Origin of the sequence: Moorena sp. SIO3B2 (genome assembly GCF_010692525.1) — a bacterium.
Lineage (GTDB): Bacteria > Cyanobacteriota > Cyanobacteriia > Cyanobacteriales > Coleofasciculaceae > Moorena > Moorena producens.
In genome coordinates this window covers 1-4,131 of record NZ_JAAHHE010000471.1, presented here as the reverse complement: position 1 = coordinate 4,131, position 4,131 = coordinate 1, and the positions used below count along the sequence as shown (strand labels likewise).

3 protein-coding genes and 2 pseudogenes are annotated in these 4,131 nt (G+C 44.7%); all 5 read right to left on the bottom strand.

Going from position 1 to position 4,131, the window contains the following annotated elements; genetic code table 11:
* Positions 1-127 precede the first annotated feature (127 nt).
* Positions 128-549: pseudogene (locus tag F6K38_RS44580) on the bottom strand (ATP-binding protein); the annotation flags it as partial.
* 8 nt (positions 550-557) lie between these two features.
* On the bottom strand, positions 558-1,889 hold the full coding sequence (locus F6K38_RS36395) for a sedoheptulose 7-phosphate cyclase (protein ID WP_008182599.1): 1,332 nt from the start codon (positions 1,887-1,889) through the stop codon (positions 558-560).
* Positions 1,890-2,363: 474 nt separating this feature from the next.
* Positions 2,364-2,522, bottom strand: a complete 159-nt coding sequence (locus F6K38_RS36390; protein ID WP_154659750.1) for a hypothetical protein — start codon at positions 2,520-2,522, stop codon at positions 2,364-2,366.
* Between the two features lie 726 nt (positions 2,523-3,248).
* Positions 3,249-3,461 (bottom strand): type II toxin-antitoxin system HicB family antitoxin, encoded by a 213-nt coding sequence (locus F6K38_RS36385; RefSeq protein WP_008182597.1) that lies wholly within the window; start codon positions 3,459-3,461, stop codon positions 3,249-3,251.
* Positions 3,462-3,637: 176 nt separating this feature from the next.
* A pseudogene (locus F6K38_RS44575) lies at positions 3,638-3,748 on the bottom strand (endonuclease); the annotation flags it as partial.
* Positions 3,749-4,131: the final 383 nt, after the last annotated feature.

The following is a 4,131-nucleotide window of genomic DNA, read 5'->3' as shown; positions in this document are numbered from 1 at the left end:
ATTGGTATCGACAGCACTTTGGAGAATCTCCCTTGGCCAAGCGTCGGGCTATTTTTCAGACTACAAAAATTGACATATAAACTGCATGAACTTTTATCGGCATAAGGGATTCAAACTCAACAGCCTAGGGTAAACCCACGAGCTCACCGTCTTTGACAAGGATTCCACATCTGACTTCCCGACCCAGTTCGATGTACTCTTCGACTAAAACCTGATCTGAATGTTCAAACGCTGTTTTGAGGGCAGCGTCATAGTCAGCGACATTTTTGACTAAAGTCACCCCACAAGAATTGTCAGAACTAGCAGGTTTGATCACTACTGGCGGCTTAATGGTGGGAATGTCTCCCTGGCGAAGTAGTTCTCCAAAAGGTACTTTAACTCCTGCGGCTGCCACAATCGCCTTAGCTCTTGCTTTGCTTTATGGGCAGTTAGTGCCATCAAATCTGGGGTATTGCCCACATAGGGAATATTAAGCAAGTCCAATAGGGCACGGTATTCAGTCATGCCAGGGATACAAAACATTTGTGGCAGCACTAGGTCAATAGTTTGTGCTCCTTTTATTCAAGGCCGAGGTCACTGAGGTACATTTCTGTGCCTTTTCCAGCATCAGGAAAAGAAGAACATAATTGCTTATGCTTGTCAATGGCTGCTTCTAGCAATCCTGACGATACCTCTTGAGCGTAATCACAGGAACCAATCCCTGTTGGCAATGGAGCCCACAAACCCCCTTCTCCTCGCTTGCGCCGCATATTTTTTTGACCTTCAAGCATCAGGTCAATATCTTCTAGGATGGGGTGGTAAACAGACAGACCCAGAGAGCGACACAAAGCGATAATGCGATCGCGTTCTTCTGCTTTGACCCAGCCCATCTCTGCAGCTAAAGTCGCGCCGAAGGCCATGCCAATGGTGACAGAATGACCATGCATTAATTTAGCAGCAGGTTCAAAGCGAGGACTCCAGGTGTGACCATAAGCGTGGGGACGGTCTTGGTAAGTCTCGAACATATTTGTTCCTTCATGCTTCATGTAGGAGAACAATGCCCGATAGATTACTGTATCAGCGATCGCTCCCAGTTCCTCATCTTCATTTAAAGTCGCAAAGTGAGTCTCTACTAAGCGAGGACCGTATTGTTCCATTAACTCAAACAGAACCGGATCATCGGTGACTGCCATTTTAATAATTTCTGCCATACCGTTGCGGACGTGACCTGTCGCTAAAGTACGGAAGAAACTCCGGTCTACCAAAGTCATTACTGGAGGATGATAGGATCCAATGCTGTTCTTAAATTGGGCACCGTTGGTGCAAGTGCGGGGGGATGGACCAGCATCGATAGCAGCCACAACCGTGGTTCCGACCATAATATATGGAGTGCGTCGGTGCTGCAGGGCGCAAGCCAGTCCGGCTACGTCACTAAGAACACCGCCGCCTACTACTAGTACGGGTTCGTTCCGGGAAACGTCGCAGCCATCTTTACCTAAAAATTTCAGCAAGCGGTGGACGGTTTCGGGAGTTTTGTCAGATTCCCAAGCGCGGCAGGCCAGCAACTTTAGAGGAATTTCATATTCCTCGAAGTAGCGGCGAATTGACGCTCCGTAAAGCTCATCTACGGTCTGATCCACAATTGCCACACAACGACCGCGACGACTGTAAACTTCCGCCAAGGTGGGATTGGAAGGGTTGAAAACTCCGTCCACTAACTTAACTGTTGCCTTTAACGCATAGGTAGCAGATATTTCAAAAGAGCGACCGTCTCCACTAGCAGCGATCTCTCCAGTACCGGTGTACCACTCTGAGGTGTGGTACTTCTCTGGGTGGTGGAATTGAATTATCTGTTCTGAGTCTGAAGGAGAGAGCTTTTGTGATGTTGGATTAGGTTTAGCTTGAACCATACTTCTGCTGCTGCGATATTACTTGTTTGGATGTTCGGATTAGTATCGAAGAATTTACATGGCAAGGCAGATTTCTGGGTATAATTCCCTCCCCCTAGCCCCCCAATTTTGGGGTGCCCTTGACCCGTAATTTAATTACGGGTCAAGGGCACCGGGGGGGGGAACAAAAGTCTCAACTTCCCCCAAAGTTGGGGAAGCAACGGGGGATTTACCAAAACCAGACGATCTAAATTCATTCTTGAATGTCTTTATGCCATAGCGAGTGGGTAAAACCCCCTTTGGCCGCACCGGTAGTCACTCATGGGGCGGGAACCCCCTTTGGCGGCGCTACCTCGCTGCATTGCTTAAGCAACGCTGATTTTACATTTTCTTTAGATTTGCTTTGTAAGGAGTGACTAATTTAACTTGAGCGTTGCCACTTGAGTAGTTTAACAAAATTTTAATAATTTGGATAGTGGTAGGAACAAATTTTTTTTAGAGAACTGTATTGTTAACAACAGACTCAATCGACGCTAGAGGTGAAACCCAACGGGAGCACTGCACTACCACTGTTGGCAATACAGGCATGTTGGCATTCCTCTGGGTCTCAAACCAGGTGGGATGACGAGCCTCTTCTACGGTGAAGGGCGTCATTCCTTGTGGTTGACATTAGGCGGCTATCCTATTAAGATAATTATTTATTACTACTAAACTGCTGCTCAGGCTAACCCCACTCACACCAGTGATACCCGTAATCATCACCCTCCTCAATTCCCGATTGCGACCGCTACAGCTGTTGTGCTAGTAGGGCCGTTTCAAGCTTGGAAAAAATAGGTAGGGATATGGTCGGGTGATCAGATGGGGATAATGTTTGACAAGCGATGCAGCTTGGTCTTACGGGTTTTCTTGATGAGCGACTCCATCAAGAAATAGTCATAGTCGGGGTTTTCGGCAAATTTAATCAACACTAATTTTTGCTACTTAACATTTCGTTACCCACGCCAGTAGATTAAAGCAGACTAATTAGTCTGGTGTCAAAGGTGCTTTTTCGCTTATTTTTAATCAAATTTAGTTTTATTGAGCAATTTAGCTACCTCTATATCCTATTATCTCCACAAATCGTCAACTTATTGCCTGTTCAAGCTGTATTTACTGTGGTAACAGGGGCTGGGGTGGTTCAGGCTTTCCAAATTTTGTTCAGGGTAAACACATGTTAGTTACAAATACCTACTGGATATGAGAGTCATTAGATAAGTATTTTTGCTTATTATTTCTGATTAAGGTTTCGAGAATTTAGATGGGTTTACCCTGGGGAGACTTTCAGATAGCATCCCCTCCAGCTGAAGAAAATGGGCTCTAATCTGATCTAAGAAGGATCTATTAAGCATAAATATACCGTCCTTTGGGAGTAGGAATATCACGCCCCAACTCCTGAGCCGTTTCGATCCACTCTCGGATAATAATTTCTGCATTAGTTACTGCTTCGACGTAAGTTTGACCATCTGCCATACATCCAGGTAATTCTGGTACTTCCACTATAAAAGTTTGGTCTGATTCACTCCAATAAATGATTAATTTGTATTTAACTAACATTGCTATCTCCTTTAGCGGTTTTCAATTGGATGAGGGACAAAGTTCTGGGTTTTAGGGAGCAGGGAACAGGGAGCAGGGAACAGGGAATAGGGAAGTCAGAAGAGGGAAAAGGGCAAAAATATTGTGTACCTCATTAGGATAAAAACCGCTATAAACTTAATTTTTTTTACATTTTAATACCACAGCTTTTTCTCTGCTGGGGTCATATTTTTTCTTAATTCTCTAGCTCTGGTTACTAAATTGGAATTATACGGAAGATGAAATTGTATTTGTTGGTGACCACACATTTCAAAATCATAAAGTTTTTGGTTTGTTGGAGGAGTTTGGATCCCCCCTTGATCTTTAACAAGGGGCGAAAATCCCCACACTTCCCACACTGCCTGCTCCCTGCTCCCTCAAAAAAAAAAATTTACAAAAATTTTCAAAATATGCTATAATTTAAAATTTTTTGTGCTACACTGAAATTGTGGAAAATAAAATCCACGGGAAGAGCCAGCCTTAGAGTTTTCCAAGGCCATAGGCTGGCTCTGGGTCCCCTTTACAGGATTGGGTAAGTCAGCGGGATTGCTCCCGCTTCGTCCCCAACGCACCGTGCGAACAAGTCTCCAAGTACACGGCGCAACCGATTCTTTTTGAACTCATTTATCACTGCCACTTCTTTTCTGAGATT